General features: G+C 69.4%; 28 protein-coding genes and 1 pseudogene. 13 read left to right on the plus strand and 16 right to left on the minus strand.

Going from position 1 to position 24,590, the window contains the following annotated elements:
• Positions 1 to 49 precede the first annotated feature (49 nt).
• On the minus strand, positions 50 to 988 hold the full coding sequence (locus ADL25_RS39880) for an AraC family transcriptional regulator (RefSeq protein WP_059132823.1): 939 nt from the start codon (positions 986 to 988) through the stop codon (positions 50 to 52).
• 74 nt (positions 989 to 1,062) lie between these two features.
• On the opposite strand from ADL25_RS39880, the gene ADL25_RS39885 reads away from it, so the two are divergent.
• The 3 genes from ADL25_RS39885 (at position 1,063) to ADL25_RS39890 (ending at position 3,885) form a co-directional block, all read left to right on the plus strand.
• On the plus strand, positions 1,063 to 2,448 hold the full coding sequence (locus ADL25_RS39885) for an FAD-dependent oxidoreductase (protein WP_059132824.1): 1,386 nt from the start codon (positions 1,063 to 1,065) through the stop codon (positions 2,446 to 2,448).
• Positions 2,449 to 2,995: 547 nt separating this feature from the next.
• Positions 2,996 to 3,169, plus strand: a complete 174-nt coding sequence (locus ADL25_RS49450) for a hypothetical protein (RefSeq protein WP_159045120.1) — start codon at positions 2,996 to 2,998, stop codon at positions 3,167 to 3,169.
• On the plus strand, positions 3,154 to 3,885 hold the full coding sequence (locus tag ADL25_RS39890) for an MBL fold metallo-hydrolase (RefSeq protein WP_059132825.1): 732 nt from the start codon (positions 3,154 to 3,156) through the stop codon (positions 3,883 to 3,885). Before ADL25_RS49450 ends, ADL25_RS39890 begins: the two co-directional genes overlap by 16 nt.
• 289 nt (positions 3,886 to 4,174) lie before the next feature.
• On the opposite strand, the gene ADL25_RS39895 is transcribed toward ADL25_RS39890, so the two are convergent.
• The gene (locus tag ADL25_RS39895) at positions 4,175 to 4,786 is read right to left on the minus strand and encodes an RBBP9/YdeN family alpha/beta hydrolase (RefSeq protein WP_059132826.1); all 612 of its coding nucleotides are present in this window, start codon (positions 4,784 to 4,786) and stop codon (positions 4,175 to 4,177) included.
• A gap of 193 nt (positions 4,787 to 4,979) precedes the next feature.
• On the opposite strand from ADL25_RS39895, the gene ADL25_RS39900 reads away from it, so the two are divergent.
• The 5 genes from ADL25_RS39900 to ADL25_RS39920 all read left to right on the plus strand — a co-directional run bounded on the left by ADL25_RS39900 (position 4,980) and on the right by ADL25_RS39920 (position 9,725).
• On the plus strand, positions 4,980 to 5,429 hold the full coding sequence (locus ADL25_RS39900; RefSeq protein WP_147318098.1) for a hypothetical protein: 450 nt from the start codon (positions 4,980 to 4,982) through the stop codon (positions 5,427 to 5,429).
• A gap of 796 nt (positions 5,430 to 6,225) precedes the next feature.
• Positions 6,226 to 6,504 (plus strand): hypothetical protein, encoded by a 279-nt coding sequence (locus tag ADL25_RS39905; RefSeq protein WP_059132828.1) that lies wholly within the window; start codon positions 6,226 to 6,228, stop codon positions 6,502 to 6,504.
• Positions 6,505 to 7,287: 783 nt separating this feature from the next.
• The gene (locus tag ADL25_RS39910) at positions 7,288 to 7,695 is read left to right on the plus strand and encodes a hypothetical protein (protein ID WP_159045122.1); all 408 of its coding nucleotides are present in this window, start codon (positions 7,288 to 7,290) and stop codon (positions 7,693 to 7,695) included.
• Positions 7,696 to 8,001: 306 nt separating this feature from the next.
• On the plus strand, positions 8,002 to 8,421 hold the full coding sequence (locus tag ADL25_RS39915; protein ID WP_059132830.1) for a YciI family protein: 420 nt from the start codon (positions 8,002 to 8,004) through the stop codon (positions 8,419 to 8,421).
• Positions 8,394 to 9,725, plus strand: coding sequence for an RNA polymerase sigma factor (locus tag ADL25_RS39920; RefSeq protein ID WP_059132831.1), 1,332 nt, complete (start codon positions 8,394 to 8,396; stop codon positions 9,723 to 9,725). Before ADL25_RS39915 ends, ADL25_RS39920 begins: the two co-directional genes overlap by 28 nt.
• 422 nt (positions 9,726 to 10,147) lie before the next feature.
• On the opposite strand, the gene ADL25_RS39925 is transcribed toward ADL25_RS39920, so the two are convergent.
• From ADL25_RS39925 to ADL25_RS39935, 3 genes are all read right to left on the minus strand, one after another.
• Complete coding sequence (locus tag ADL25_RS39925; protein ID WP_059132832.1) at positions 10,148 to 10,585, minus strand: DUF2267 domain-containing protein; 438 nt, start codon at positions 10,583 to 10,585, stop codon at positions 10,148 to 10,150.
• Between the two features lie 61 nt (positions 10,586 to 10,646).
• Complete coding sequence (locus ADL25_RS39930) at positions 10,647 to 11,042, minus strand: DUF2267 domain-containing protein (RefSeq protein ID WP_059132833.1); 396 nt, start codon at positions 11,040 to 11,042, stop codon at positions 10,647 to 10,649.
• A gap of 103 nt (positions 11,043 to 11,145) precedes the next feature.
• A complete protein-coding gene (locus ADL25_RS39935) occupies positions 11,146 to 11,577 on the minus strand; it encodes an Hsp20/alpha crystallin family protein (protein ID WP_059132834.1) in 432 nt (143 codons plus the stop codon).
• Positions 11,578 to 11,704: 127 nt separating this feature from the next.
• On the opposite strand from ADL25_RS39935, the gene ADL25_RS39940 reads away from it, so the two are divergent.
• Positions 11,705 to 12,358, plus strand: a complete 654-nt coding sequence (locus ADL25_RS39940) for a hypothetical protein (protein WP_059132835.1) — start codon at positions 11,705 to 11,707, stop codon at positions 12,356 to 12,358.
• Between the two features lie 126 nt (positions 12,359 to 12,484).
• Entirely contained in the window at positions 12,485 to 12,715 is a 231-nt protein-coding gene (locus tag ADL25_RS39945) for a FitA-like ribbon-helix-helix domain-containing protein (protein WP_059132836.1), read from the plus strand.
• 439 nt (positions 12,716 to 13,154) lie between these two features.
• Here ADL25_RS39945 and ADL25_RS51710 read toward each other — a convergent pair whose 3' ends face one another.
• Positions 13,155 to 13,283, minus strand: a complete 129-nt coding sequence (locus ADL25_RS51710) for a hypothetical protein (protein ID WP_267889301.1) — start codon at positions 13,281 to 13,283, stop codon at positions 13,155 to 13,157.
• Here ADL25_RS51710 and ADL25_RS39950 point away from each other — a divergent pair.
• A pseudogene (locus ADL25_RS39950) lies at positions 13,284 to 14,171 on the plus strand (ISAs1 family transposase); the annotation flags it as partial.
• 216 nt (positions 14,172 to 14,387) lie between these two features.
• On the opposite strand, the gene ADL25_RS39955 reads toward ADL25_RS39950, so the two are convergent.
• From ADL25_RS39955 to ADL25_RS39965, 3 genes are all read right to left on the minus strand, one after another.
• Positions 14,388 to 15,218, minus strand: a complete 831-nt coding sequence (locus ADL25_RS39955) for an oxidoreductase (RefSeq protein ID WP_059132837.1) — start codon at positions 15,216 to 15,218, stop codon at positions 14,388 to 14,390.
• 15 nt (positions 15,219 to 15,233) lie between these two features.
• Positions 15,234 to 16,109, minus strand: coding sequence for an NmrA family NAD(P)-binding protein (locus ADL25_RS39960; RefSeq protein ID WP_059132838.1), 876 nt, complete (start codon positions 16,107 to 16,109; stop codon positions 15,234 to 15,236).
• 158 nt (positions 16,110 to 16,267) lie between these two features.
• Complete coding sequence (locus tag ADL25_RS39965) at positions 16,268 to 17,590, minus strand: MFS transporter (protein ID WP_059132839.1); 1,323 nt, start codon at positions 17,588 to 17,590, stop codon at positions 16,268 to 16,270.
• A 211-nt stretch (positions 17,591 to 17,801) separates the two neighbouring features.
• Here ADL25_RS39965 and ADL25_RS39970 point away from each other — a divergent pair, with 211 nt between their 5' ends.
• A complete protein-coding gene (locus ADL25_RS39970; protein ID WP_059132840.1) occupies positions 17,802 to 18,428 on the plus strand; it encodes a TetR/AcrR family transcriptional regulator in 627 nt (208 codons plus the stop codon).
• A 745-nt stretch (positions 18,429 to 19,173) separates the two neighbouring features.
• Here the strand turns inward: ADL25_RS39970 and ADL25_RS39980 are convergent.
• Positions 19,174 to 19,827 carry a glyoxalase gene (locus ADL25_RS39980; protein ID WP_416070667.1) on the minus strand — a complete coding sequence of 218 codons (654 nt, stop codon included), beginning with the start codon at positions 19,825 to 19,827 and terminating at the stop codon, positions 19,174 to 19,176.
• Positions 19,828 to 19,832: 5 nt separating this feature from the next.
• Positions 19,833 to 20,354, minus strand: coding sequence for a helix-turn-helix transcriptional regulator (locus ADL25_RS39985; protein ID WP_059132842.1), 522 nt, complete (start codon positions 20,352 to 20,354; stop codon positions 19,833 to 19,835).
• 343 nt (positions 20,355 to 20,697) lie between these two features.
• Here ADL25_RS39985 and ADL25_RS39990 point away from each other — a divergent pair, with 343 nt between their 5' ends.
• Positions 20,698 to 20,928, plus strand: coding sequence for a zinc ribbon domain-containing protein (locus ADL25_RS39990; RefSeq protein ID WP_059132843.1), 231 nt, complete (start codon positions 20,698 to 20,700; stop codon positions 20,926 to 20,928).
• A 54-nt stretch (positions 20,929 to 20,982) separates the two neighbouring features.
• On the opposite strand, the gene ADL25_RS39995 is transcribed toward ADL25_RS39990, so the two are convergent.
• The 5 genes from ADL25_RS39995 to ADL25_RS40015 form a co-directional block, all read right to left on the minus strand.
• Positions 20,983 to 21,408, minus strand: coding sequence for a VOC family protein (locus ADL25_RS39995; protein ID WP_059132844.1), 426 nt, complete (start codon positions 21,406 to 21,408; stop codon positions 20,983 to 20,985).
• 311 nt (positions 21,409 to 21,719) lie between these two features.
• Positions 21,720 to 22,217: an HIT family protein gene (locus ADL25_RS52475; protein ID WP_416384760.1), complete on the minus strand. Its 498-nt coding sequence runs from the start codon at positions 22,215 to 22,217 to the stop codon at positions 21,720 to 21,722.
• 245 nt (positions 22,218 to 22,462) lie between these two features.
• Positions 22,463 to 22,822: a low affinity iron permease family protein gene (locus ADL25_RS40005; protein ID WP_059132846.1), complete on the minus strand. Its 360-nt coding sequence runs from the start codon at positions 22,820 to 22,822 to the stop codon at positions 22,463 to 22,465.
• 224 nt (positions 22,823 to 23,046) lie between these two features.
• A complete protein-coding gene (locus tag ADL25_RS40010; protein ID WP_059132847.1) occupies positions 23,047 to 23,814 on the minus strand; it encodes an SDR family NAD(P)-dependent oxidoreductase in 768 nt (255 codons plus the stop codon).
• Positions 23,815 to 23,958: 144 nt separating this feature from the next.
• On the minus strand, positions 23,959 to 24,582 hold the full coding sequence (locus ADL25_RS40015) for an ester cyclase (protein WP_059132848.1): 624 nt from the start codon (positions 24,580 to 24,582) through the stop codon (positions 23,959 to 23,961).
• Between the last annotated feature and the right edge of the window lie 8 nt (positions 24,583 to 24,590).

Genomic DNA, 24,590 nt, shown 5'->3' on the forward strand with positions numbered 1-24,590 from the left:
CGGCCCGATGTGCCGACCGGGAGCGGAAGAGTACAGCCGCCGTGACTCGTCATCCGGCTTTCGTCGTTCCCGGTGCCTGGGTCCTCTCGCGCCGGAAGCGGGCGGGTGTCGTGCCCAGATGGGCCCGGAAGGCGCGTGAGAACGCGGACTCGGAGGAGTAGCCGACCTGGCCGGCGACGCTCGCCACGGTCGCGTCGGTGGTGGTGAGCAGTTCCGCTGCCGCCATCAGCCGCGCCCGGGCGAGGAAGGCGCCCACGGTCGTCCCGGTGTCCCGGCTGAAGTGGCGCAGGAAGGTGGCGCGGGACATGGCGGCCGCGCGGCTGAGCCGTTCGATCGTCCAGTCGGCCCCCGGCTCGTTCAGCATGCCCTCGACGGCCGACGCGATCCGGCCGTCGGCCGCCGCGGTCCACAGGGTGGCCCCCGTGGCCTCGCCCCGCGCGGTCCGCAGCACCATCGCCAGCAGCACGGTGCACAGGGCGGAGAGGATCGCCGCGGTGCCCTCGCCCTCGCGTAGCGCCTCACCGCGCATCAGGGCGCTGAGCATCCGCAGCACCTCGTCGCTCTCGGCCGACTGCCCGAAGGAGACGTGCACCGGGTCGGGCAGGCTCGCGAACAGCAGCGAGCCCGCACCGGCGTCGAAGGTGTAGTGCCCGCAGAAGAGGTCGATGACGGGCTCTTCGCCGTGCTCGCTGCGCGTGGTCACGAACGCCTCGCCGGCCGTCTCCGCCGTCCCCGTCGGGCCGGCTTCGCCGGCGGTGATCACCCGGTGCGGGGCGCCGCTCGGGATCATCACCACGTCCCCGGGGCGCAGGTCGAGCAGGACCGTGCCCACCTGCAGCCGGCATGCGCCGTCCAGCAGCACATGGAACGGCGCCTCCAGCTCGCCGTAGGCAGGCACGTTCATCCTGGTGCCGGCCCCGAGCAGGCAGCGCTTGTCGAGGGCGGCCCCCAGGCGGGCCATGCGCAGCAGCCGGCTGACTGAGTCCACGGTGAGACTTTCGGGCAGGAAAGCGAGACGGTCGAGTCTATTTGTACCAGCGCAGGGCGTCGCAGACTCGAGGCATGGAGATCACCACAGCGCTCACCGCGGATATTCTGGTCATCGGCTTCGGCAAGGGCGGCAAGACCGCCGCCCGTGTACTCGCCGACGCCGGCCGCCGAGTGGTCCTGATCGAGCAGTCCGCGAACATGTACGGCGGGACCTGCCCGAACGTCGGCTGTGTACCGACCAAGATGCTCGTCCACTACGCCACCACCAAGCGCCTGCAGGACGACGCGCAGCAGTTCTTCGCCCAGTCGGTCGCCGGCGTCCGCGCGCTGACCAGCGCCTTCCGCGCCGGCAACTTCGAGGCGCTGAACGGCAAGGACACCGCGACGGTCATCACCGGCACGGCCCGGTTCCTCGACCCGCACACCGTCGCGGTGGGGGAGGGACGGGACCTCATCACCGTCACCGCCCCCACGATCCTGGTCAACACCGGGTCCGAGCCGGTCATCCCCCCGATCCCCGGCCTCGCGGACAGCTCCCACCTGGTCTCCAGCACGGAACTCACCCAGACGCAGAACCTGCCCGAGCGTCTCGTCGTCCTGGGCGGCGGCTACCTCGGCCTGGAGTTCGCGGGCATCTACCGGCACTTCGGCACCGAGGTCACCGTCCTCGAAGCAGCCGACCGGCTCCTTCCCCGGGAGGACGAGGACATCGCCGAGGCCGTCCAGGAGATCCTCACCGGCGACGGCATCCGCATCATCACCGGCGCCAAGGTCACCGAGGTCCGCGACAACGGCGCCGTCTCCACGGCCGTGTACGACAAGGACGGCCGGACCCACACCGTCGAGGCATCCGCGCTGCTGCCCGCCACCGGGCGCCGCCCCGTCACGGACGGCCTCCATCTGGATGCCGCCGGCGTCCACACCGCGCCGAACGGCGCCATCGTGGTGGACGAGTACCTGCGCAGCAGCCAACCGCACATCTACGCACTCGGCGACGTCAACGGCGGCGAGCAGTTCACCTACATCTCCCTGGACGACGCCCGCATCGTCCTGGACCAGCTCCTGGGCGAGGGAAAGCGCATCACCGGCGACCGCAGGGCGGTGCCCCACACCCTGTTCATCACCCCGCCGCTCGCCACCGTCGGACTGACCGAGAGCCAGGCACGGGCACAAGGGCTGAACATCACCGTCGCGCGGGAGAAGGTCGCCGACATCGTGGCCATGCCCCGCGCCTACACGGTCGAGGAGACCCGCGGCGTCATGAAGTTCATCGTGGACTCGGACACCGACCTGATCCTCGGAGCCGCCCTGCTCAGCATCGACGCGCAGGAGATCATCAACACCGTCGCGCTGGCCATGCGGCACCACATCACCGCAACCCAGCTCCGCGACTCGATCTACACCCACCCGAGCTCGACCGAAGCCCTCAACGAGGTCTTCGACAAAGTCCTGCCCTGACCGGCCCGGCCGCGCACCCGGCGGGCATCCGCCCCGACACGGCACACGGTCAGAGGCACCTGCCGCGGGCCGGGCACGCCACATCGACGCAAGCCGGAGTGCGTGTGGCGCGGGTCGAGGCGGTGCGGTGCGCAGCGGCCGCCGCCACCGCGACGACACCGCCTCGGTTCGCCGGATGGCGTCACACAGCGCGGCTTCCCACCCCCGGGAACCCGGCGCAAGCCGATCAAGGCTGCCTCAGTCCACGGACCGGGCGTATACCCGAAAAGCCTCCCATCGCATGCCGCACTGCCCCTCACACGGCGCCGACGCGACTGTCCCCCCGCCATGAGACACCGTGACCGCTCGACGAGGCAGGGACACCCCGTGCACACGTCGGGAAGAGATTCCAGCCGGCGACGGAGATGATGCAGAAGGAAGAAAAAGCCGTCGCCCCCTTCGCTGTGCGGCCGGGCCCGGCCGACGTCCGCCGTCGACGACGTGTGCGCCGACGGCACCGTCGAACGAGGTCGATCAGCCGGCCCGCCTTCCCCAGGAGAAAACGACCATGCACCACCAGAAGAACAGGCCCTTCGAACTCGCCGACGTCCAGATGCACACACGCCGACTCACCGACGACGTATACGCCGTCATGGCGAGCGACGTCGACGACACCGACCACACCGCGACCACGCCGGTTTCGCCGTGGGTGATTCGGGAGTGCTGGTGGTCGAATCGCTGAGCAACGGCCGATTGGCGTCCCAGGTCATCGGCGAGGTGCGCAAAGCGACCCCGCTGCCCATTCGATTCCTGGTCAACACCAGTTTCCACGGCGACCATTGCTTCGGAAATTTCGCCTTCCCGGCGCAGACGGTGATCATCCATCATGAGGCGACCAAGCGTGTCATCGACGAGCGCTTCGAGCAGGACCGCGCCTTCATGATCGACCTGCTCGGCCCGAACGCCGGCATCGAAGAGGCCGTGGCCCGCTCAGCGGACGTCACGGTCACCGGGTCGTGCTCCCTCGATCTGGGAGGCAAGCATGTGGACATCGAGCACATCGGCTACGCCCAGACCGACGGCGACCTGGTCGTGCGCATACGCGAGGACAACATCGTCTTCGTCGGGAACATGCTGCAGGCGCCGCCCCCGGCGTTCCCCTGGCTGTTGGAAGGGCGAGCCGACGAGGCACTCGTCACCTACCGGCGCCTGCACGACATCCTCGACGACGACACCCTGATCGTGCCGGGCCACGGCCGGACCATGCACCGTGCCGACATCCTGCATTCCATCGCCTACCTCGAGAAGCTGATCAGCCTGGCGCGGGACGCCAAAGACAACAAACTGCCCGCCGACCAGGCCCGCGAGGCGCTCGCGATGAAGGAATACAGCGACTACAGCATGTACGAATTCATCCACTTCCAGGTCAACATCCCCGCGGTGCTGAGCCCGCAATGAGCGGCGAGCGCACCATCCGCGACACCGAGGCCTCTCCACCGACCCGGCAGCAGGAAGAGGATGTTGACGCGGCAGAGCAGCCCAGACGCCGATAGACGGCGGTGCCGGCCCAAGGCGGCCTTCTGCCAGGAGCCGCACTACGCATCCGGATTGATTGCGGCGACCTTTCAACGGCGTCACAACGCGGCCGTTCTTTCGCCTGCCGCGGCGGGTGCGTAGGGCGCGCGCCAGGCATCGCCAGGTCCGTGTGCGAGCCGCAGACGACGACCGGCCATGGATCCATCCCCGCTCACGGTCCGGTGACGGGGGACACAGGGGTCTGGTCGCGTAGGCACCAGTCCAGTGCGGCCGGCCATGGGCCGTATCCGTCCTGGGGGGTGATGTGGCCGGCGGCGGGCAGGACGTCGCAGTCCAAGCCGAGCGCGGCGCTCCACGCGCGTGGGTCGGCGGGCGCGTAGGGGTCGGTCGCCGAGACGACCACATGCGGCGGTTTGGTCGACGCGGCGGTAAGGAGTTCACGGTCGATGCGATCGAGCCTGAACTCTTCATTGCCGTTGGCCACGGTGAACGCTTGGTCACCGAGCGGGGACACCAGCAGTACCCGGGTGACACGCAGGTCCTCGGGCAGGCTCTGGGCGGCGTGCAGCCACAGGGCGCACCCCAGGGAGTGGCACACCACGACGCGTTCCTGGTCGCCGAGTTGGGCCAGCTCGGCGTGCAGCAGATCGACCCATTCGCTCATCGACGGCTGCTCGGGTGAGGGGAACTGCGGATAGAGCACCTGCTCGCCCCGCTGACGCAGGGCCTCGGTCAACCACCACAGCCAGTGTTGCCGCGGACGACGATGCTGCACGCCATGCACCATGAGGAAGCGCCGCGCCGGCGGAGGTGAGCTGGGCATCTCGGTACCTGTCTCCTTCGTCCCGAACCTGATCTACAGGTTGCCGCTAACTCTAAGGCCGCAGTGCAGATGATCTTCCGAAGTGAACCGGCGGAGGCGCGCTGAAGCCGGGCGACACCTGGCAGGGGGAATCCCCTCAACCGTGCCGCACATCCTGGCAGTCCACGCCCGGCAGCCGCGTCCTCATCACTTCTTGGCCCGCACGGCAGCGGGCTCACTGGCCCAGACACGGCGGGCGCCACGGCTGGGGCACGCAACGGCCGCTTCGACCTCCTGGCCGCCGAACGACCTCGGTTGCACCCTGCAGGCTGCCCTGCTCGAAAGCGAGGAACGCCCCGTCGGCTATGCCCGGTATCTATTCCTCGACCCGCGTGCGAAGGACTCCTGCGAGCGGGAAACCGTGGCACACGACCCCGTCGCCTCGCTCCGCAGCCAAGCAGGGCGAGCCCTTCCCGACAGCACGCTGACTGCGGTGAGCGGCGACCTCTCGGCCCACAGCAAGGAGCTCCAAAAGACAAGGGCGGCGAATGTCGTCCGCTTCCACCACACCGGGGACGAAGCTGCGCACCACTCGATCGCGGGCCGACTCGAGTTCCCCTGGGAGGCCATGCAGCTACCGTCGATCCCGGCCTCACATGGGTGACCTGCACAGCTGAATCGGGTGGCCCGTCAGCCGACGCCCTTTCGCTACGGCCCAGTTGGCCGGCCCGGCAGGGACTGCGCCGACGCGCGTTGCTCCCCGGGGGTCTCACACCCGGGCCTCAACTCGCCTGGGCGATCAGCTTCCTGATCGCCCAGGCTGCTGAACAGCACAACAGGCGTTCATGCCCAGAGGGCAGTTCAGGACCTAGCGCGTACTTGGAGACGCACCCGCCCGGGATCCAGGTGCGGCTCCAACTGGTTCCGATGTTTCCATCCTTCCCCCGTCGATTTCAGAAAGGGATAAAGCCATCGTGATCCGCCTCTGACGGGCGCCGGCGCAGCCAGGAAGGCGTTGAACGCCGCATGTGGCCGGCATAAGCGCCGGCGACCACGCCGCCCTGAGACCGGTCCGGCAGATCGCATGCCGGAGCCGCGCCGGTGTCGTTGCGGTCGGCGTGGGGCAGGCGATCTTTCGGTCGTGAGAGGGCCCGTCTCCTCCGGCCTGCCCACCCCGCCTTCGCCGCCCAACTCGACGCCTTACAGGGTCAGCCGCGCCTTTACCCACCCCCGGTCCACCGGTGCAGCTCGGCAGAACATGCTGACAGTGATTGGGCAGGTCCGCCGCACGCCGGAAGGACCACCTCCCTCTCCCCGGGATGATCACCGCAAACCCGGTGTGCGCACAGCATCGGAAACATCCCGCGAACAGCCTTTAGCCACCCAAAGTAAACAAACCGGATTAATAGGGTCGGCTGTGTGTGGTACTCGCTGCGGAACCCCGACAGAACGGACGCACCATGATCATCAAGAGCATGCACGAAATGGGCATCCGCAGCGAACACGCCTACCTGGCCGGCATGGCATCCATCGGCCTCTCTGTTGCCGCATGGGTAGGCAGCCTCAAGGTGGAACCCGGCGTCAACGTCGCCCGCGCCGACCGGTGGGGTATCTACGTGGGCGAATGGGCACCCACATTCTTCGGCCTCGGCCTCGCCCTGTCTCACTACGAGCAAGAGGACGGCACGATCACCGCAGGAAGCGTCCACGAGCTCCGAGAGAGGCAGAGGGCAAGCTGACCGCATACCGGCACCCGCCGGATCCTTTGCCACCGTGGACGCTGGCGGGTGTCATGGCATGCCCGACCTCCCTACGGCTGCCGTTCCCGCCCACGGTTAGAGCGCCCCGTGTGGTGCGCGACCGGCACCCGGCCCTCTCCGCGGCCTACGGCGATGGTGCTGCTGAGCGACACGGGTGCCGGCGACGCCTTTGCCCGGACGCCACCTGGGCCGCAGTCAAAGAAATAGGTCGTTTGCGGTACAGCGCTTTAGCCTCTCCCATCGGCGCGCCGGCGCGGCAGGATCCACTGACCGCGCAGGGATGGGGGGCAGGGATGCGGGCAGAAAGGTTCGGGCCCGTGGCCGAGCGTGCCCTGGTGCGCCGGATCGGCGCCGTCGTCGTGTCTCTGGCAGCGCTGGGCACTGCGGCGGGGCAGGGATGGGCGCAGCCCCGGTCGGCGCCGGTGGATCGGGCCGCCTTGCGCACTGAGAGGGCCGTGGCGACCCCCTACGGCAGTGCCCGGGGGGAGAGCGGCGGATGGCTGCCCAGCAGCGACCAAAACCAGCCGCCGCAACGGCCCGGGACCACCGCCGTCCGCGTGTTGCCCACGACCGCATCGCACGGCATCGCCCTGACGCCTGGAGGCACGGCTCTTTCCGTTGGTGTCTCCCCGTCGTCTGCGTCGGCCGACTACGCCCCAGTCACCGAAACGGTCAAGGGCAGGGTGGGAGACACCGTCGTGGTCCGGTTCGGAGTGGCGAACCGGGGCCCCGGCTCCCCGGACGGCTGGATCATTCGCGGTGGTGCCCCCGGCCGGGACCACGGTCACGTCCATTCCCTGGGAAGGGGACGACGACGATCGCAGATACTCGTGCCGGCCGCCGCAGGACAAGGACAACAACTTCTTCCTGTGCGAGATCTCGCAGCGGCGTGCCCCAGAGCCTGGGTCCTCGGTCACCATCGGTTTCCACATCCGCATCGACAAGCGGATTCCCGGCGCCGAGGGCTCCATCACCGTCTACGGTCCGAACGACCCCGTGCCCGGCAACGACCACGACGCGATCCCCGTCGAGGCCGCCCCTGCGCCGCTGTGGCGGTGGCAGAACCCGCTCTGGCGCTGGCAGCATTGGGTGCTGGCGGCTGGGGTGCTGGCCTTTGCGGCTTCAGCGGGCAGGTGGTTCGTCAAGAGCCGGTGGCGGGACAGGTCCTAGCGCCGCCCCGCCGCCCGTCTCCTCGGCGGCGTTCGTGGTGGGGCCGCGCCTCGCGGCAAGGCGAGCAGGGGAGGCGGCGCCGTGATCGAAGTGGTGGACGCGGTGCCGCGACCAGCACGAAGGGTCGCCACCCGAGGTCACCGCAAGGCTCCGCCCAGCCCTCCCACGGCGCGCAGACCTCCCGGATACGGTGTCCCCGACCTGAGTGCCAAGGAATTTTTCTGTCCGCCTGTCGATCCGCGTCTGCCTCGTTCGACCTTGAGGAGAGAGGGCCGAGAGACGGCCCTTCTACCAAGGAGACCGAAGATGGCGAAGTACATGCTCATCATGCGCGGCACGGACGAATCCGTCGCGAAGATGATGGCCACGCCCTTCGAGGAAATGCTCGAGACGGTGGGCCGCTTCAACGAGGAGTTGATCCGCGCCGGCGTGCTCGTGGCCGCCGAGGGCCTGGACGACCCTGCACAGGGTGTGGTGGTCGACTTCAGTGGTGAGACGCCGGTGGTCACCGATGGTCCGTACGGTGAGACGAAGGAGCTGTTCGGTGGCTTCTACGTGATCGACGTGGCATCGAAGGAGGAGGCCGTCGAGTGGGCCAAGCGGCTCCCGGCGGTCGCCGGCTCGAAGTGCGAGGTCCGCCGCGTTCCGGGCATCGAGGAATTCCCGCAGGACAACGAGTGGATCATCAAGGAGCGGGCATGGCGCGAGAGGACCGGCCAGCTGTGACGCCCGAGGCCGCCGGCGGCCCGCCGAGCGCCGAGTCGGCACGGCGGGCCGTCGAGGCCGTCTGGCGGATCGAGTCCGCACGGATCGTAGCCGCGCTGGCCCGCTACACCGGGGACTTCGAGCTCGCCGAGGACGTCGCGCAGGAGGCGGTGACGGAGGCGCTCGTCACCTGGTCGCGCGACGGCACTCCGACGCACCCGGTGAGCTGGCTGCTGGCGACCGCGCGCCGACGCGCCATCGACAGCTTTCGCCGCCGGTCGGCACTCGACGCGCGGTACGCCGTACTCGCAAGCCGGCTCACCGAGGGCGACCTGAGCTCGGGCGTGGTGGACCCGCCGGGCCGCTCGGAGGACCTGCCGTGGGATCCCGACCGGATCGACGACGACGTCCTCGCGCTGATGTTCATCTCCTGCCACCCGGTGCTCTCGCCCGAGGCCCGCGTGGCCCTGACGCTGCGAGTGGTCGGCGGCCTGTCCAGCGAGGAGATCGCCCGGGCGTTCCTGGTGCCCACACCGACGATTCAGGCACGGATCACGCGGGCGAAGAAGACCATCGCCGCGGTCGGAGTGCCGTTCGAGCTGCCACCGGCACAGGAACGGCACAAGCGGCTCGGAGGTGTGTTGAGCGTGCTGTACGTGATCTTCACCGAGGGCTCGACGGCGACGACCGGTGACCGCCTGCTGCGCCCCGACCTGGCGTACGAGGCCATCCGACTGGCCCGGATGCTGGCCGCCTTGCAGCCCGATGACCCGGAGGTGCATGGGCTGCTTGCCCTCTTGGAGCTCACGGCCGCACGCTTTCCCGCACGCACCGGCCCGGATGGCGAGGCAGTGCTCCTGGAGGACCAGGATCGGCGCCTGTGGGACCGGTCGGCGATCCGTCGCGGTGTGGCCGCGCTCGGCCGCTCCTCGGCCCTCGGACGCGGCCTGGGACCGTACGGTCTGCAGGCGTCGATCGCCCTGTGCCATGCGTCGGCGTCCTCGGTGCGGGAGACGGACTGGGAGCGCATCGTGCTCCTGTACGAGGCACTGTGCCGCCTTGCACCCTCACCCATCGTCGAGCTCAACCGGGCCGTCGCCATCGCGATGGCTGAAGGCCCGCAGCAGGCGCTGCCCGTGGTGGACGAACTGGCGGCCTCCGGCCGCCTGTCGGGCTCGCACCTGCTCCCGAGCGTGCGTGGCGAGTTGCTCATCCGGCTCGGCCGGACTGCCGAGGCACGGACCGAGCTGGAACTCGCCGCTCGCCTGTGCCGCAACGCCCGTGAACGATCCGTGCTGCTGCGCAAGGCAGTTGCGCTGGGGTGACACCGGGTGCAGCCCGGCGAGCAGCCGCCGGGCGGAGCCCGCCCCTCGCTGCCTGCTGGCGGGCGTGGACAGGCTGGTGGACCTCGGCGATCGCCTCCGGGGAAGGCCTGAAGCAGCGATGTTCGGCGAGCTGTCCCATCACCCGGGCGCGCCCGAGGGGAGCTCGGTGCGGCGCCGGGGCCGGCCGGCCAGGCGCAACCCTGGGCGAGAAGGGTCCGTGAACCGTTGGCGCTTGGGAGTCGACGACGGCTCATGGCCCCTGTGTGTTTGTCGCACCCGATGGGGAACGCAGCCAGCAGCCCGCGCCGTCCCCACCTCGGGCGTGGCGTACCGCAAGGGCGCCCTGGTCTCGGGTGGAGACCAGGGCTTCGATCAACGATCGGCGTCACCCCTGCGCCGGGTGCCGGGGGAGCAGGGCCCGCTCATGCGGCGGGGGTGAGTTCTGCGCGGCCGAACAACAGCGCGTACCCGGAGGGGAGTTGGCGCAGGATGCGGGTGAGGAGGTCGGGCCCGGCCAGGGCTGCCACCGCACACAGGACTGAGCCGGTGTCCCAGCGAGTGGTGGCCACGGTGGCGCCGGTGCGATCGGCGAGGTCCTTGACGAAGTCGAAGCCGGTGAGGGGCTGGATGTCGGGAATCTGCCCGGTAAGGGTCTGTGCGGCTTCAAGAGGCAGGCGGGCGGCCAGCTCGACGCGTTCGTCGCCCGTCAGCTGACGTCCAAGGCCGGCAAGGACCAGGCGGACGGCTTCCTCGGCCCGTTCCCGCGTGGGGTAGGCGCCTTCGTAGCGGACCTTCTCCAGCAGCTGCTCGTACGTCATCGCGGACAGGTGCTGGAAGGGCGCACGCCTGTCGGATATCACTGCGGTACTTGCCTTTCTGATCGGTCCGGTGCTGGTGCGCGGACACCGGGGATGGCGGTGGTCAGGTGGGCTGGGGGCGGCCGAACAGCAGGTCGTATCCCCCGGGGAGCTGGAGCAGGATCTGCCCCAGCAGGTCGTCGCCGACAGCGTCGGCGACCGTGCTGAGGACGGCGCTGACGTCCCAGGCCGCGGTCTGTTCGGTGGCTCCTTCGATCCAGGCCGCCGTCGCGCGCACGAATCGCTCGGGTGAAAGGGGTTCGGCGCTTTGCAGCGGGTTGAGCAGGATCAGGGCGAAGTCCTCCGGCAGGCGAGCTGCGAGCTGGGCGCGCACTTCACCGACCAGATGGGCGCCCAGCAGCGCGAGGACCACGCGGGATGCGCGTTCCGCCTCCTGCCGGCTGTCGTACTTGCCGCGTTCCTGGACGTAGTCGAGGAACGCTTCCCATCGCAGGGTCACGTCGCCCCGCCACCCTTCGTTCGTTTCCGTGGGTTGCGGAGGACGGGATGAAGGGGAGATCAGATGCCCGTCCTCCGCCGCCGTTCGACCCGTATCGGCCGGTTCAGCCGGAGATCTCCTTGCGGTCGGAGCCCGCGCCGATGGCGATCTTGCGGGGCTTGGCGCGCTCGGCGATCGGGATGCGCAGGGTGAGCACCCCGGCTTCGTAGTCGGCCTTGATGCGGTCGGTGTCCAGCGTGTCCGCCAGCACGATCTGGCGGGAGAAGACACCCAGCGGTCGCTCCGACAGTTCCATCTGCACGTCGTCGGCCTTCGTCACGGGCCGGCGTTCGGCCTTGACGGTCAGCATGTTCCGTTCGACGTCGATGTCGATCGCCTCCGCGCTGACGCCGGGGAGGTCGAAGGCCACCACGTACTCGTCGCCCTCGCGGTAGGCGTCCATCGCCATCGCGGCCGGCCGTGACCAGGTGCCCGGTCCCAGCAGCTGCTGCGTCAGCCGGTCGAGCTCACGGAAGGGGTCAGTGCGCATCAACATCGTGAAACACCTCCAGCAGGTTCAGGCAGTTGCTGCCAATGCGCCTCACTGAGACCGTTGTAACATGTCATCCAATGGATGACAAACATGATGTCGTCCACACGATGACAGACCTGAAGGAGGTGCCATGACCCCAGCCGACCAGCCGGCCTCGTCCCACGCCGACGCCCAGAGCCCGGCGTCGTTCCTCGCCGCCGCCTCGGCCCTCGAAGCCATAGACGAGGCCCTGCGCGGCGCCCATCTGAAGACCCCCGACTCCTCCGACCTCGGCCTCGGCCCGGAGCAGGCCCTCGCCTGCCTCCTGCTGCTGCGGCAGGTGCGCGAGCAGCTCGCCGGATGGGAGACCGGCCTGATCGAAACCGCCCGCGACGCGGGAGCCAGCTGGGCCGACCTCGCCCACCCCCTCGGCGTCGCCAGCCGCCAGGCCGCCGAACGGCGCTACCTGCGCAACCGGCCCGGGCCCGCCGGAACCACCGGCGAACAGCGCGTCCAGGCCACCCGCGAACATCGCGCCGCCCAACGCACTGCCGCCACCTGGGCCCGCCGCAACGCCGCCGACCTGCGCCGCATCGCCGGCCAGATCGCCGCCCTCACCGACCTGCCCACCGCCGCCCGTCGCCCACTGAGCCAACTCCATGCGGCCCTCGCCCACGACGACCCGGCCGATCTCCTCCACCCGCTCGAAGCCGCCCGCCCCCACCTGACAGCCACCCACCCCGACCTCGCCGCCCAACTCGACGCCCTCACGGACCCCGCCACGCCTCCACCCACCCCCGGCTGACCACACGGCACCACCGGGCTCACCCGCGCAAGCTGTCGGTATGCCGGCCATCCAGCGGCCCGTCGCCGCAGGTCGCAGCCAGAGCATGGATCTGCCGAATGCAGAAAACCGCGCCAGAATGCAGATATGAGCGTGCTGACCATCAGGGACGTGCCCGAAGATCAGATTCGTGTCCTCAAGACCCGTGCCGCCCAGGCCGGGAAGTCCCTCCAGGCGTACCTGCACGAGCTGATCGCTGCAGAAACCACCAAGCCGACCATAAACGAAATGGCTGCACGACTGGAGCGCGAGGCCGCCGCGGAGTACGCCACTGACGACGTGCTGGCAGCGATCGACGAGGGCAGGCTGGGCGGTTGATCGCCATCGACACGTACGCGCTAGGGGTCCGCCTGACCGATCACGGCGCCACAGCGCGACACTCTCCCCTTTGTGGGAACGGGTTCGCACTTCCCACGCCAACTCGAGTGCCTACGACGCACAGTATGTTGCGCTGGACGAATCCCTCGGCCGCACCGCTGATCACCTGCGATGGGCGGATCAAGCGCAACGGTGCAGCCTGGTGCGCTCGACCAGGCGTCCCGGCGTGACGACGCGGTAGAGCGCCCGCGGACGGGAAATCTGGCCTACCGCTGCCGAGAAGGGATAGGCGACAGGGCTTCGGCGGTGTTGTGTGAGGCCCGGTTCGTGGCGGTCTGTCAGCTCGGTGGCGCCCCGGAACGTGGCAGGCACGGGCTTCCAAGATCATGGAGTTCTCTACGCCCCGTGATCCGAGTGGAAGACCGTGCCTGTCGACGCATCATCGCTGACCCCGCGTGCCCTTGACCAGCTCCGCCAGCATCCCGAGGTCGTATCCGACGAGGTCCCGCGCCTGCTGGAGCGGCTGGCCGAGGTGCCCGACCCGCGAGACCCACGCGGCGTACGGCACGTGCTGGTTGCCGTACTCGCGCTGACCGCGTGTGCGGTTCTGGCGGGGGCGACCTCTGTGTCGACAGTCAGCGAGTGGATCGCCGATGCCCGCCGCACATCCTGGACCGCCTTGGTATACGCCTCGACCCACTGTTCCCGAAGCGGTTCCTGTCTGCGGAAACGACGGTCCGGCGGCTGCTGGCCCGCGTCGACGGCGACGCGCTGGACCGGGCGGTCGGACGCCGGCTCGCCGACCGCCGTCCGAAGGCGACCGGACTGCGCGGCCTTGCAGTGGACGGCAAAAGCCTGCGCGTTTTTCGCGGCCAAAGCGAAGGGCCACAAGATCCACCTGCTCGCCGCGCTGGAGCACGCCATCGGCCTGGTCCTGGCCCAGCTGGACGTCGGAGAGAAGACGAACGAGATCACCTGCTTCGAGCCGCTGCTGGGCACCGTCGCCGACCCGGCAGGAACCGTCGCCATCAGCGACGCGATGCACCCCCAGCGCGAGAATGCCGACTACCTCCTCGGCCGAGGCGCCCACTACATCGTGATCGTCAAGGGCAACCAGAAGAAGCTGCGCCGACAGCTCAAGTCCCTTCCCTGGAAGGACATCCCGCTTCAGGGACGCACCCGGGGCATCGGCATCGGCCACGGCCGCTCGGAGATCCGCCGGATCAAGGCCGCCACCGTGAACAGCCCCCCATTCCCCGGAGCCCGCCAGGCCGTCCAGATCAAGCGCCGCCGCACCGACCGCAAGACCGGCAAGACCACCGTCAAGACGGTCTACGCCGTCACCAGCCTGACCGCCGAGCAGGCCACCGCGGCCCAGTTCGCCGAACTCGTCTGCGACCACTGGAAGATCGATGCCTTGCACCATGTCCGCGACACCACCGTTGCTGAGGACGCCTCCCAGCTGCGGACCGGCAACGCGTCCCGCGCGATGGCCACTTGGCGCAACCTCGCCATCGGAGCCCTCCGCACGGCCGGCGTGAAGAACATCGCGGCCGGCCTCCGCCCGCAACGCCCGCGACCCTTGCCGCCCCCGCGCACTCCTCGGCCTCGGATGATCACGAACCGGACGTCATGCGACTACGCCGAAGCCCTGGCCGTATAGGGCACAGCCTTATTCGTGATCGGTGGAGAGGGCGACGTGCCGCCAGGCGTCCATCTCCTTGCGGAAGGTGTCCAGTTTGGCGTCGAAGGCTTGCAGGGTGTCGGCGCCGAGCGGGAGGCGCAGGGGCGGTTCGGGGGTGGCGGCGATCTCGACGATGGCGTGGGCGGCCTTGACCGGGTCGCCGGGCTGGGCGTGGTTCAGGCTCGCGGCGGCTGCACGCATCGCGCCGACGGTGGGCGCGTAGTCGTCGATCGCGTCGGGTCCGGTGTGCAGGCTGGCAGGATCGAGGAAGTCGGTGCGGAAGAAGCCCGGTTCCACGAGCGTCACGTGAATGCCCAAGGGTGCCAGTTCGGTGTGGAGGGTCTCGGTGAAGCCTTCGACGGCGAACTTGGTGGAGGCGTAGATGCCCCAGCCCGGCGCGGTGGCGAAGCCCACGATGGAGCTGATGTTGATCACGTGGCCGGAGCGCTGGTGCCGCAATACCGGCAGTACGGCGCGCTGTACGGCGAGCGGGCCGAACACGTTGGTCTCGTACACCGCGCGGACCGCGGCGTCGTCGGACTCTTCGACGGCGGCGAGCAGGCCGGTGCCGGCGTTGTTGACCAGGACGTCGATCCGGCCGAACCTTTCGACCGCGGCGTCGACGGCCGCTTCGATGCTCTGCGGGTTGGTCACGTCCAGCGGCGCGGTGAGCAGTGCGTCGCCGGCGTCGGGAAACTGCTCGCGGACGGTTTCGGCGTTCCTGGCGGTCGCGGCCACCTGGTGGCCGGCGGCGAGGGCGGCACGGGTGATTTCCAGGCCGAAGCCCCGGGACGATCCTGTGATGAACCAGACGCTCATTGTGTTCTCCAGTTTTCAGGCAGTGGGCAGGTTGAAGGCAGCGCGGTTTTGGGCGATGAAACCCTCGACGTCGAGGGGGTCACTGCCGCCGATCGTCTTCACCAGGTCGTTGGTGCCGGCGAAGACGCCATTTCGGTAGTCGACGGCCACGGCGAGCAGGTGCTGGATGAGGTGGTCCGGCGCGCCGCGCCCGTGCAGGATGGCGGCGAATTCGTCGAGTTCGATGGGCACGTAGGTGACTTCACGGTCCAGCGCCTTCGACATCTTCTCGGCGATCTCGTAGTGGTTGAGCTCCTCGGCTCCGTACAGCGGGTAGATCTGGCCGACGTGCGGGGCGGGGTCTTCCAGGATGGCCGCGATCACCTTCGCCTGGTCGCTTTCCGCGATGGGGGCGTGGCGTCCGTCGGCGAACGGCAGGCGCAGTTCGCCGGTGCCGTCGGCCCAGGTGTCGATCAGCCACTGGGCGAAGAAGGTCGGGCGGATGTGGGTGACCGGGACCGGGGCTTGGTCCAGGACACGTTCGGCGACCCAGTGCTGGCGTGCCGCGTTACTGGCGGTGTTGCGGCGGGCGGAGATCTGCGACATGTTCACGATCGCCTGGACCCCGTTCTCCTCCGCCGCCTGGGCCACGTTCACGGTCGCGTCCATCAGGCCGGGGCGGATCGGATAGGTGAAGTAAAGGGCGTCGATCCCCTTGGTCGCCCGGGCCAGGGAGTCCAGGTCGAGGACGTCGCCTTCCACGACGTCCGCCCCGAGGTCGGCGAGCCGCTCGGCACGTCTGTCGAGTCCGCGGACGAGTGCGCGGACGCGGTGACCGTGCTGGAGCAGGAGTTGGGCGGTGTGGCCGCCGGTCTTGCCGGTGGCCCCGATCACGAGGAGGTTGCGTTCCATGAGGGAGATCTCCGTTTCTTGAGGGGGAGCTGGCTGGAACTCCAGCGTCAGTCCTTCGGGCGGATGCCGCGGATGATGGGGGAGAGGCGGTGCGCTGCCCCTCCATCAGGAGGCCGTGGTTGCTTGCGCTCCGGCCCCGAGTGGCTGCGGCCGTGTGGTCAGGGTGTGTGGCGGGACCGGAGGGCGAGCAGCGCGGCGGCTGCGGCGATTCCGGCGCCGCCCTGGACCGACCAGGCATGGTCGAACCCGGCGGCCGTGGCCTGGGGAGTGAGAGCGACGAGCAGGGCCACGCCCACGGCACTGCCGATCTGCCGGCTCATGTTGAGCACGGCGCTGCCCGTGGTGGCGCGTTCGGGTGCGAGGGTGCCGGCGGCGGCGAACAGCGGCGCTTGGGCCAGACCGCCGGCCAGGCCGACCAGGATCAGGCCGGGGAACATGCCGCCCCAGTAGTCGGGGGTGGTGTGCACGGCCATGAGCCAGTAGCCGGCGGCCAGTGTCATGGCCAGCGTGCCGGTCACGGCGGGGGCGGTGCGTCCAAAACGGATCTGGAGGGGGCCGGCGTTCATCGCGAAGGCGATCGAGGCCAGGGGCGCCGGGGCGATGGAGACCCCTGCGTGCAGTGGGCTGAAGTGCCAGACCTCCTGCATGAACAGGGCGGTGCTGAGCAGGACGATGGCGAAGCCCGCGGAGAACAGGAATAGAGCCACGGTGGCGGCGGTGAATTCTCTGCCGGCGAACAACTGCCTCTCGATCACCGGTGCCTTGGCATGCAGGGTGCGCTCGACGGTCGCGGCGGCGGCCAGGGCGGCCGCGGCGAACAGGGCCACGGTGCGGATGTCCGCCCAGCCCCACCCCGGCCCCTGGACGGTGGCCAGCACCAGCAGGCTCACGGCCAGCAACAGTGCGAGGGCGGAGACCGGACCCGGCAGAGCGGCGCCCTTGGGCTGACGGACCTCGGGCAGCAGCAGCGCTCCGGCGATAAGAGTGGCGATCCCGATGGGAACGTTGATCAGGAAGATCCACCGCCAGTCGAGGGTGACGAGCAGACCGCCGAGGGGCGGGCCCGCCGAGGCCGCGACCGCGCCCACGCCCGCCCACAGGCCCACCACCAGGGTGTGCTGGCGCTTGGGGAAGCTCGGGTAGAGCAGGCCGAGCGAGGACGGCACGATCATCGCCGCGCCCACGGCCTGGACGGCGCGGGCGGCGACCAGTACGCCGAGACTCGGTGCGGCGGCCGCGACGGCGGAGGTGAGGGTGAAGACCCCGACCCCGGACAGCAGTACCTTCCTACGTCCCCAGTGGTCCGCGATCCGGCCCGCGGGCACAAGCACGGCGGCGAAGACGATCGCGTAGGCCGACAGAACCCACGACACGCTCGCGACACTCACGCCCGGGAACGACCGGCCGATCCCGTCCAGGGCGACGTTCACGACGAAGAAGTCGAGCTGTGCCATGAAGGCGACGGCACCTAGCACCGCCATGATGCTCCAGCGCCGCGGATGGCCCGCCTCCGCGGCTGCCACGGCCGGGCCGGCGGGCCTCGCCGATGTGGCGGCTGCCTGCGGTGAAGCCTCTGGGGACACGTCGTCCGCCCTTCCACAAAAAGGGGCTGTCAAGCCCTTTTGGGCTGGGCCTCATGGAACACCAACAAAAAAGGGCTGTCAAGCCCTTTTTTGTGGTAGGGTCGGCACCATGACTGCAAGCAGCGAAGCGTCGGCTCGGAGGCTGACCCCCAAGGGCCTGGCCACGCGCGAGCGCATCATCAAGGCGGCTGCGGAGCTGATCTACGAGCACGGCGTGCAGAACACCAACAACGAGCAGATCCGCGCCGCCACCGGGGTCAGCGGTTCCCAGCTGACCCGGCACTTCCCCACCAAGGAGTCCCTGGTGCGTGCGGTGCTCGCCTGGCAGGCCGACACCATCGTCGCCCGCCATCAGGTCCCCGATCTGGGCGAGCTGGACAGCTTCGTCGCCCTGCGCCGGTGGGCCGACTCCTACATCGCCTCGCAGGACATGGTGCGCGGCGGGTGCACGTTCGGCTCCCTGGCCGCCGAAGTCGTCAAGGCCGACCCCTCCCACCGCGACGCGGTGGCCGACGGCTTCGAGCGATGGCAGGAGCTGTTCCGGCGTGGTCTGGGCGCGATGCGCGAGCGCGGCGAGCTGCGGCCGGAGGCTGACCCGGTCGCTCTCGCCCACCTGCTCGCAGCCGCATTCCAGGGCGGAGCCCTACTGGACCAGGCGGCCGACGACAGCACGCCGCTGCGCGACGCACTCTACGGAGCCCTGGCCTACATCGAGTCGTTCGCCGTAGAGAGTTGAACGGCCCAGCAATGGCCCGACACTCGGCGGCAACCGATGGGATTGCACGTTGCCCCGGGGCCAGGGCTTCGCCGTACTCGGCGGGCGTCTGTTTCCTGACCAGTTGAGCCCGAGCAGGGGCGAGCGGGCGGTCCGCGTTGCGGGCGTTGTGTCGCAGAGCGGCGGCGACGTTGTTCGCGCTGGCCAGCCGCAGGGCGCCGATGGCGAGGTTGCGCCAGGTGGCCATCGCCCGGGGCGCGTTGCCGGTTCGCAGCTGTGATGCGTCTTCGGCGAACGCGGTGTCTCTGATGTGGTGCAGGGCTTCGATCTGCCAGTGATCACGGAGCAGGGTCGCCAGTTGGGCGGGACTGCTTGCTCAGCGGTGAGGCTGGTGACGGCGCAGACGGCCTTGATGGTGGTTTTGCCAGTCTTGCCGTCGGTGCGGCGGCGCTTGATCTGGATGGCCTGCCGGGCTCCGGGGAAGAGCAGGCTGTTGACCGTGGCCACCTTGATCCGTCGGATCTCCGAGCGTCCGTGACTGGCGCCCCTCACGTGGCCCTGCAGCGGGATCTCTGTCCACGGAAGGGATCTGAGCTGCGTGCGGAGCTTCTTCCGGTTGCCCTTGACGATCACGATGTAGGGGGCTTCGGGGCCGAGGAGATAGTCGGCGTGCTCGCGTTGGGTGTGCATGGAGTCGCTGGTGACGACCACCCCGGCCAGGTCGGCCATGGTCTCCAGCAGCGGCTGGAAGCAGGTGATTTCAAGCTCAGGACAGCGAAGACACCGTAGGCGGCGCAATGGCCTCCCAGGCGAATCCGTCCGGGTCGGTGAAGGCGCCGGCGGTGCTGCCCAGGACGATGCGGTGGGAGCCGGTGCCGTCGGCGGGGACGCCGAGGTCCTTGGCCAGACCGCCCCGCTTGTACAGGGCCAGCTTGACCGGATGGGACCCGCCGGCGGCGAACTCGGCGTACTTGCCGCCGAAGCTCCTGGCCACGCTCAGGCCCCGGCCGACGTAGAACTGCTTGCTGGCCTTCACATCCTCGACGCCCAGCAGGAGCACGACCTCGTCGATCTCGCGGGTGGCCGGGCCGGTGTCCTTCTTCGCCGAGGTCGCCACCTTCCAGATCGTTCCGTCCGGAGCCTGGACGACGCCGCCGTAGCCCCACAGCGATTTCGCGCCGGGCTTGAGCACCGCGGCCCCTGCGGTCACGGCGGCGCCGAGGAAACTGTCGACGGTGGCCGGCCCGGACACCGTGAGCGCCAGGGTGAAGCCGCGGAACCCGATGGACTGCGCCTCGGACGCGCGCAGGCGCAGGTGTGCGTCCACCCCGAAGGCGGTGTAGAAGCGGTGGGCGGCATCGGAGTCGGCCACCTCGAGGGTGACGGATGCCAGGGACAGGGTGGGTGCGGTGGTTGCCATGGCCATCACGCTAGATGCTGCTCGGCGGCCGGCGCTTCTCGATTCCTGACCGGTCTGGCCACCTGCTTCGCCACGCACGCCGGCATCCCCTCCACCGTGACAGCAAGCCCCCCGCCACCGGCCCTACGTACGGCATCGGTGCAGTCGGCCGCCGCATCGGCCACACGGCGCCGGAAGGCCCCGGGAGGCATACCGACCAGCTCGGTGAAGCGGGTGGTGAACGTGCCCAGCGACGCGCAGCCGACCGCAAAGCAGACCTCCGTCACGCTGAGGTCGCCACGCCGCAGCAGCGCCGTCGCACGCTCGATGCGACGCGTCATCAGGTACGCGTACGGCGACTCGCCGTAGGCGGCCCGGAACTGCCGGCTGAGGTGCCCGGCGGACATGCTCACACCGCGGGCGAGCTCCTCCACGTTCAGCGGCTGCGCGTACTCCCTGTCGATGCGATCACGGACGCGACGCAACCGCGCGAAATCGGCCAGCCGCTGCGCCTGGACACGCGCACGCCGCCACTCGGGCCGACACATAGGATCACTCCCCATTCTTTCCTCTTCCCACGACGCCTGTGAGTGCCTGGGGGCGACTGCCGCGGCAGTCGCCCCCAGGCACTGGGTGATGAGGACCGACCCAGTCGGGCCGACCAGTCGCTTGAGCAACCACCGGACACCAACGGGACAGGCTCGTCGGGCCCTTGCCCGGTGCGACAAGGACGCGGACGAGGCCCCTTCGGGCGGCCGGCAGAGCGGGGCAGGGCGCCTCGCCGGTGGTGTGCCGGGTTCATGTAGAGGCGTCGCGGCGCCGGCCGTGAGGGCAGCATCGCTGTCCGGTTCAGTCTGATCTTGCGAGGAACCCCGGGTCTTCAGACCCGGGATGGCCAAACGCGCCGGCGTGCCGTTCATCGAGGTGGACCCGGCCTACACCTCGCAGCGCTGCCCGCGCTGCGGCCACACCGGGCGCGCCAACCGGCGCACCCGGGACCACTTCCACTGTCGTCGGTGCGGCCTCGCTGGGCCGGCCGACCACGTCGCCGGGGTCAACATCGCCACGCGAGGGGCCACGGCGTGGGTATTCGTCAACATGCCCGACCCGGCCCCCGCCTGAGCGGGGACCGGCAGATGTGACCCGTGACCGCCCAACAAGCTCGGTCGTTCACGTTTACGGCCGAGTAGTTGACCGAAGCTCCTGGATGCGGACCAGGTTGCCCGCGGGGTCACGGAAGGCGCAGTCACGGATGCCGTACGGCTGCTCGGTCGGCTCCTGGACGACCTCGGTGTCACCGGCCTGCACCTTCTCGAACGTGGCGTCGAGGTCCGGGGTGGCCAGCAGGATCCACCCGTAAGTGCCCTTGGCCATCATCTCGGTGATAGTGCGGCGTTCGTCCTCGGTCACCCCGGGATCGACGGCCGGCGGGGCCAGGAGGATGGACGTGTCGGGCTGACCGGCCGGGCCGACCGTGATCCAGCGCATCCTGCCCTGCCCGACGTCACTGCGGACCTCGAAACCGAGGACGTCGCGGTAGAAGGCGAGCGAGGCGTCCGGGTCGTCGTGCGGCAGAAAGCTCGTGTGAATGGTGATGTCCATGGCGGCAGGCTAGAAGGAGCCTCGTCGCGTGTGCTTCTCAATTCCTGATCGATCTTCCGGGCCGCGCTCGCATCCTGCACTGCCGCAGGGACCACGGGCGGAGGCCGCGTAGCAGCAGCGGAAGGCACTACTGCCGTGCACCACGTCAGGACGGGCCCACCATGCCTGCCTCGCCCTCGCGACAGTTCGACACCCGCACCGTTCAAAAAGCGCCTTACCACAAGCCCCTGGCCACCCGTGGCTGACAGCCTGCCGAACTTCCCTGCCCAGCTTCCGGAGCAGTGCCCGGGCTCCACCCCAGTCAGCCGCGGTCACGGCGGCGGTTTCTCGTCGCTGTAGTGCAAACGGAGTCGTTCGACCATCGCTGCGGCCTCGCTCTGCCCACCGCGAGGCGCGTCAGGCCATTCGTCGACGCGTTGCCACCAGTACGCGTGGGGAGTCCCGGGATATCGAGGCAGGAGGTGGACGTGCAGATGCGGCACGTTGTCCCCGATGACGGCGGCGTACACGTGCTCGGCCCCTCCGGCTTCCCGGAGGGCGCCGGCGGCTCGGGTACACCACACCCCCACCCGCTGAGCTTCCGCCTCGGTGAGATCAGCAAGACCAGGAGCATGTCGGCGGGGTTCCACCAGAAGGTGACCGAGATAAACCGCGCCTGCGCCACCGGGAGCTTGCGGTGACAGATGGGAGACCACTACCAGGTCGTCCATCCACACAGCACCTCCCGGCATCAGCGAGTCGTCTCGGTGCTTGCGGCAAACGAAACAGCCGCTTGCCGCGCCTTCATCCGCCATGAGACCTTCCCCCATCTCCTCCGCAATGGCTGAGGCCCACCATCAGAGCAGTGCGGTTCATGCCCTGACAATGGCTGACCCATGAGGTGGATCGGCACGGATGGCCGAGTGTGTAGAAGCTCCGGACTGCGCAGTGCAGGCGGGGAAGTTGACGCACTGCGATGCTGCGGTCTGCACGCGTTGAGACCGCCAAAGACCTTCCGACGCCCGCCCTACGCCTGCGCCGCCGACTTGAGCCGGACAAGCGGATCCATTGTGAGTCAGATTTCGTCTTCCATGCCGATGGCCTTGCGAAGGTTTTCCTGCGCCTTGCGTGCCTGGCCCTCGTCCTGCTCCAGCAGCGCTGCGGCGATCGCGTCCAACTTCCGTTGGATCGCGTGCTCGGCCCGCCGTTCTGCATTCTTGAGCAGGGCAAGCAACAGCAGGGTGACGGACGTCATCAGGTCCCCGGCCAGCAACTGCCAGGTGACTTCCAGTCCCGCGGCGTGTGCGGCGATGAACAAGGCGACCAGGCCCAGGCAGACCACGTAGAACGTTGGCGAGCTGGTGAAGTTCGACGCGGCTTCGGAGAACCGCTCGAATCGTCCCCTTTTCCCTGCTGCGGGATGTCGAACGAGCATGGGCCTGTGCCTTCCGCAGGAGGGGCTGGGGAATGATCGAGTACCCCCACGGCAGGCGCCAACGCGTCCCAAAGCATCCTGGACAACGGCCCGTCGGCGGAACGCCATTCGACTGCCGCACTGTCGGCCAGCATTGCGGCGGCCACATCAAGCGTTTTGCCGGAGCCACCACGGCAGCGTTCAGGCCGCCCTCCCGTGGTTCTGAAAAGGAGCCGGGGGCTGTGTCACCAGGCGCTGGCGCCACCGTCGACTGCGTAGTTGGCCCCGGTGATGTAGGAGGCGCGGTCTGACGCGAGGAAGGCACCGAGTTCGACGATCTCCTCGGGCCGGGCGAAGCGCCTGAGGAGGGTTTTCGCGGTGATGGCCTCGCGGGCGGCCTGGTTGTCGCCGAGGTCGCGGTCACTGGCCGGGGTGAGCACGGGGCCGGGGCTGATGGCCACTGCGCGGATCCCATGGGGTGCGCCCTCAAGAGCCATCTGCCGTGTCATGCCGATGACGCCGGCGTTGGCCGCGGTGTGCCCGACCATCGGGGGGTTCTGTCCGGCGATCATGCCGGCCATGGACGCGACGTTGATGATGACGCCGCCGCCGCGGCGTACCAGGTGGGGCCAGGCGAACTCCGAGACGAAGAAGGGGATGTCGAGCTCGCCGGTGATGGTGGCGTGCCAGTCCTCGACGGAGAAGTCGGGCATCGGGCCGAAGCGCAGCGAGGCGGCATTGTTGTAGATGACGTCGAGACCGCCGTAGGCGGCCACAGCGCCGTCGACGAGGCGGTGCGCTTGCTCGGGGTCGGTGAGGTCGACCGGTGCGATGGCGGTCATCTCGCCGCCTGCCTGGCGGACGAGTTCTGCTGTTTCCTCGTTGGCGTCGGGGTGGATGTCGGCTCCGACGACCTTCGCGCCTTCTCTGGCGAAGACCTGGGCCGCGACGCGCCCCATGCCGGCGCCGGTGCCGGTGATCAGTGCGATCTTGCCGTCAAGAAGAGATGTCATGGGAATGCTCCTGGTCACATTGGTGTGTGGGGTGGGTTGGGTGGCGCCGCGGCCCCCCGGGCGCACGCTGGAGGTCGCGCCCGGGGGGCCCGGTGTCCGGCCGGGGTGTGTGCTGCGGCCCGGTGGTGTGGGCCGTTCGAGCGGCTATTTGGTGGTGGGGTGAACGGTGCCGGGAGGCGTCTGACCGCGCAGCTCGTCCAGGAACACTCCGAAGTTGCCTTCCGACCAGTGCTCGACGGACTGGCCGTGGATGACGCGGTCGATGGAGATGCCGCTGAGCTGGACGTCGCGGCCGGAGGCGGGGATGCCGAAGACCGTGCCGGTGTGGCGGCCCGCGAAGCTCCAGCGGGTGACGACCTTGTCGCCCTCGACGATCTGGTCCAGGACGGTCATCTTGAAGCCGGTGAGGCCGGCCTTGATGTTCAGGTCGCCGTTGATCCAGTCGTCCCGGTTCTCGGGGCCGTTGAAGCCGTGGAGCACCAGGTCCTTGGATATGTAGCGGTCGAAGCCGGCGGCCAGGTCGCCGTTGTAGCTGGCGTAGTACGCCGAGGCGACCTGCAGCGGCGACAGGTAGTGGTGGTGGGCCGAGTGAGCGGACGGGGCGGCGTGCGGTGCCGGGCTCTGAGCCGCGGCAGGGACGGCCACGGCGGTCAGCGCACCGGCGACGGCCAGACCGGCCACGACGCCGAGCACCTTCTTGCGTCCCGCGGACGCGGTAGCGGTGACGGTGGGGGCGGCTACGGCCTCACGGGTCTTGGTGAAGATCACGGGGGCAC

Origin of the sequence: Streptomyces sp. NRRL F-5122 (assembly GCF_001507435.1) — a bacterium.
Classification (GTDB): domain Bacteria; phylum Actinomycetota; class Actinomycetes; order Streptomycetales; family Streptomycetaceae; genus Streptomyces; species Streptomyces lannensis.

What these genes read in the sequence shown, in the direction of transcription:
- ADL25_RS39920 (WP_059132831.1), top strand. Translation starts at nt 8,394, where the DNA reads ATGGCGCGAGAGGACCGGCCAGCTGTGACGCCCGAGGCCGCCGGCGGC.
- ADL25_RS52475 (WP_416384760.1), bottom strand. Translation starts at nt 22,217, where the DNA reads ATGGGGGAAGGTCTCATGGCGGATGAAGGCGCGGCAAGCGGCTGTTTC.
- ADL25_RS39985 (WP_059132842.1), bottom strand. Translation starts at nt 20,354, where the DNA reads ATGTGTCGGCCCGAGTGGCGGCGTGCGCGTGTCCAGGCGCAGCGGCTG.
- ADL25_RS39970 (WP_059132840.1), top strand. Translation starts at nt 17,802, where the DNA reads ATGACTGCAAGCAGCGAAGCGTCGGCTCGGAGGCTGACCCCCAAGGGC.
- ADL25_RS39995 (WP_059132844.1), bottom strand. Translation starts at nt 21,408, where the DNA reads ATGGACATCACCATTCACACGAGCTTTCTGCCGCACGACGACCCGGAC.
- ADL25_RS39945 (WP_059132836.1), top strand. Translation starts at nt 12,485, where the DNA reads ATGAGCGTGCTGACCATCAGGGACGTGCCCGAAGATCAGATTCGTGTC.
- ADL25_RS39915 (WP_059132830.1), top strand. Translation starts at nt 8,002, where the DNA reads ATGGCGAAGTACATGCTCATCATGCGCGGCACGGACGAATCCGTCGCG.
- ADL25_RS40005 (WP_059132846.1), bottom strand. Translation starts at nt 22,822, where the DNA reads ATGCTCGTTCGACATCCCGCAGCAGGGAAAAGGGGACGATTCGAGCGG.
- ADL25_RS39895 (WP_059132826.1), bottom strand. Translation starts at nt 4,786, where the DNA reads ATGCCCAGCTCACCTCCGCCGGCGCGGCGCTTCCTCATGGTGCATGGC.
- ADL25_RS39990 (WP_059132843.1), top strand. Translation starts at nt 20,698, where the DNA reads ATGGCCAAACGCGCCGGCGTGCCGTTCATCGAGGTGGACCCGGCCTAC.
- ADL25_RS40010 (WP_059132847.1), bottom strand. Translation starts at nt 23,814, where the DNA reads ATGACATCTCTTCTTGACGGCAAGATCGCACTGATCACCGGCACCGGC.
- ADL25_RS39935 (WP_059132834.1), bottom strand. Translation starts at nt 11,577, where the DNA reads ATGTTGATGCGCACTGACCCCTTCCGTGAGCTCGACCGGCTGACGCAG.
- ADL25_RS39955 (WP_059132837.1), bottom strand. Translation starts at nt 15,218, where the DNA reads ATGAGCGTCTGGTTCATCACAGGATCGTCCCGGGGCTTCGGCCTGGAA.
- ADL25_RS39960 (WP_059132838.1), bottom strand. Translation starts at nt 16,109, where the DNA reads ATGGAACGCAACCTCCTCGTGATCGGGGCCACCGGCAAGACCGGCGGC.
- ADL25_RS39940 (WP_059132835.1), top strand. Translation starts at nt 11,705, where the DNA reads ATGACCCCAGCCGACCAGCCGGCCTCGTCCCACGCCGACGCCCAGAGC.
- ADL25_RS39965 (WP_059132839.1), bottom strand. Translation starts at nt 17,590, where the DNA reads ATGGCGGTGCTAGGTGCCGTCGCCTTCATGGCACAGCTCGACTTCTTC.
- ADL25_RS49450 (WP_159045120.1), top strand. Translation starts at nt 2,996, where the DNA reads ATGCACCACCAGAAGAACAGGCCCTTCGAACTCGCCGACGTCCAGATG.
- ADL25_RS39885 (WP_059132824.1), top strand. Translation starts at nt 1,063, where the DNA reads ATGGAGATCACCACAGCGCTCACCGCGGATATTCTGGTCATCGGCTTC.
- ADL25_RS39980 (WP_416070667.1), bottom strand. Translation starts at nt 19,827, where the DNA reads ATGGCAACCACCGCACCCACCCTGTCCCTGGCATCCGTCACCCTCGAG.
- ADL25_RS39905 (WP_059132828.1), top strand. Translation starts at nt 6,226, where the DNA reads ATGATCATCAAGAGCATGCACGAAATGGGCATCCGCAGCGAACACGCC.